The sequence below is a fragment of the Alloscardovia omnicolens DSM 21503 genome, assembly GCF_000420505.1.
GTDB lineage: Bacteria > Actinomycetota > Actinomycetes > Actinomycetales > Bifidobacteriaceae > Alloscardovia > Alloscardovia omnicolens.
Genome location: NZ_ATVB01000038.1, coordinates 1 through 2,106, shown reverse-complemented (window position 1 = coordinate 2,106; position 2,106 = coordinate 1). Strand labels below are relative to the sequence as shown.

Here is a 2,106-nt window from a genome sequence, read left to right as displayed (position 1 = left end):
CTGTGGTGTGGTTGGAATCTTCTTATTCACAACCTCGCCCGCATCCACAACCTGAGCCTGCTGATCAATCGTGAACTGCTTATTCCAGTCGGTCTTCTCATAGCCTTGAGGAGCAGACACTTCACGCACCGTGTACTCACCAAAGCCCAGATGATCCACACGCACCTGACCCTGGCTATCCGAAGTAGCCTCAGCCACGCGCTTGCCCGACTTATCTACCACTTCGAACACCGCGCCAGCAACAGGTTTCTTATTCTCATCGACCTTCATGAACACAAGCGAACCCTCAATAACCGTATTCGTTACAGTGAAACCATCGACACTATTGCCCTCGATCTCACCAGTAACATACCCCGTCACCGGATCCTCGGAAATACTGTATTCGATAGGCTGACCCTTCTCGTTAACAAAGAGGTTATCGAACGAACCAGTCCACTTGTTACCAGCATTGAGTTCAAGCGTCTTATCAGTCTTCCTGCCGTTGGCCAGTAAGTGGATAGCCACCTTGTCTGGACGCACCTGATACACATCATCACGATCTACCCAGACTTTAGTCACCTTCACCTGCATGGTGTCCGGGGTATGCGTATTCGTCACAGTAAAACCAGCTTTTGCATCACCCGTAACCTCAGCAGTGTACTTAGCCACCTTGTCTTCAGACACTGTGTACTTAACTGGCTGACCATTCTCGTTAACAAACAGCTTGTCAAACGTGCCAGTCCACTTGTTACCAGCATTCAACTCAAGCATCTGGTCAGTCTTCTCACCGTTAGCCAGTAAGTGGATAGTCACCTTGTCTGGACGGATGCCGTCACGATTGTTATCATCCACCCACTTCTTAGCCACGGTCACACTGGTACGATCCAAAGAATTACCAACTGTCACAGTCCCATTCGGATTGTCATGAGTAATCGTCACCGGATAAGCAGTCGTATCCGTCTTATAGCCAACAGGAGCCTTCACCTCCTTAACCACATACGACCCCAACAACAAATCCTGAAACACCAACTCACCCTTATCATCAGTCTTCACAGACGACACAGGATTATCGTTAATATCAGTTACCGGCTTACCATCAGCAGTACGAATCTCAAACTCCACACCCACCAACGGCCGACCAGCATCAGGATTATCCGCCTCAACTGTGGCAGTCTTCACGACCTTAACAGAACCCGGATCATACTGCACAGCAACATTACGAGTAGCCTCACGTTCCTGCAAACTCAACACCAACACAGACGTCAACGCCCTATCACCCTTAATCAAGGCAGCATCAACGTTATTCGCTTCGATGCCCTGACCAGATCGAGTAGAAAAAGTTTCACCACTGTTGCGTTGTGCTTGCACACGATACGTACCAGCACGATACACAACAGACTCATACTGCCCCTCACTATTCGTGATCAAATCAATACGATCACCATTAGGATGCTTCACCTCACTAAACGCAGATCTATCACCCTCCGCATCAGTAGAGTCAGTATTTGCAGCCATGAGAGTGAGCCTACGATGAGATAATGGTTTATCCACCCCCCGATCGTAGACACCATTCTTGTTCTTGTCTACGAAGAAGCGACCATTGACCTTATACGTAGCAAAATACGCTTCGACTCCGTTCGCTTCAGAATAATTCGTACCGTCCAAGGAGAAAGCACTCGAATTCACAGCCTTATCCGGTGTCTTACTGCGATCATCGTGAAGCTTCGTATCATAAGGAATCTTCGACGGGATAAGAATATCCACACTCGCCTTGCTAGCTATCTCCTGACCATCACGCAGTACAGCCTTAACAGACTTCACCTCAAACCAGTCAGAAATCTTATCCGCAGTCACCCACTGTCCGTCACGAACAGACTTCAGATCATCACCCTGAGCAGATGTCTGATAGTAGAAAGTGAACATTGAGTTAACAGAATCATCGTTAGCACTCTCTACGCTCGCAGTCAACCCAGTAACAAACGAGGAATGACGAGCAGGATACTCACCCTTATCATTCGGAGCAATCGCATGATCACCCTTATACGGGAGGACGTCAAGCACCGTCAACGACTTAGCTGGCACAATCGAATTGTTAAAGACATTCAACTTATACGAAAGTGAATCTCC

At 48.1% G+C, this 2,106-nt stretch carries 1 protein-coding gene; it reads right to left on the bottom strand.

All coding sequences use genetic code 11. From position 1 onward, the window contains the following. The coding region (locus tag G464_RS0108220; RefSeq protein ID WP_155237074.1) for a Cna B-type domain-containing protein at window positions 1-2,061 on the bottom strand (2,061 nt) is incomplete at its 3' end. Window positions 2,062-2,106: the final 45 nt, after the last annotated feature.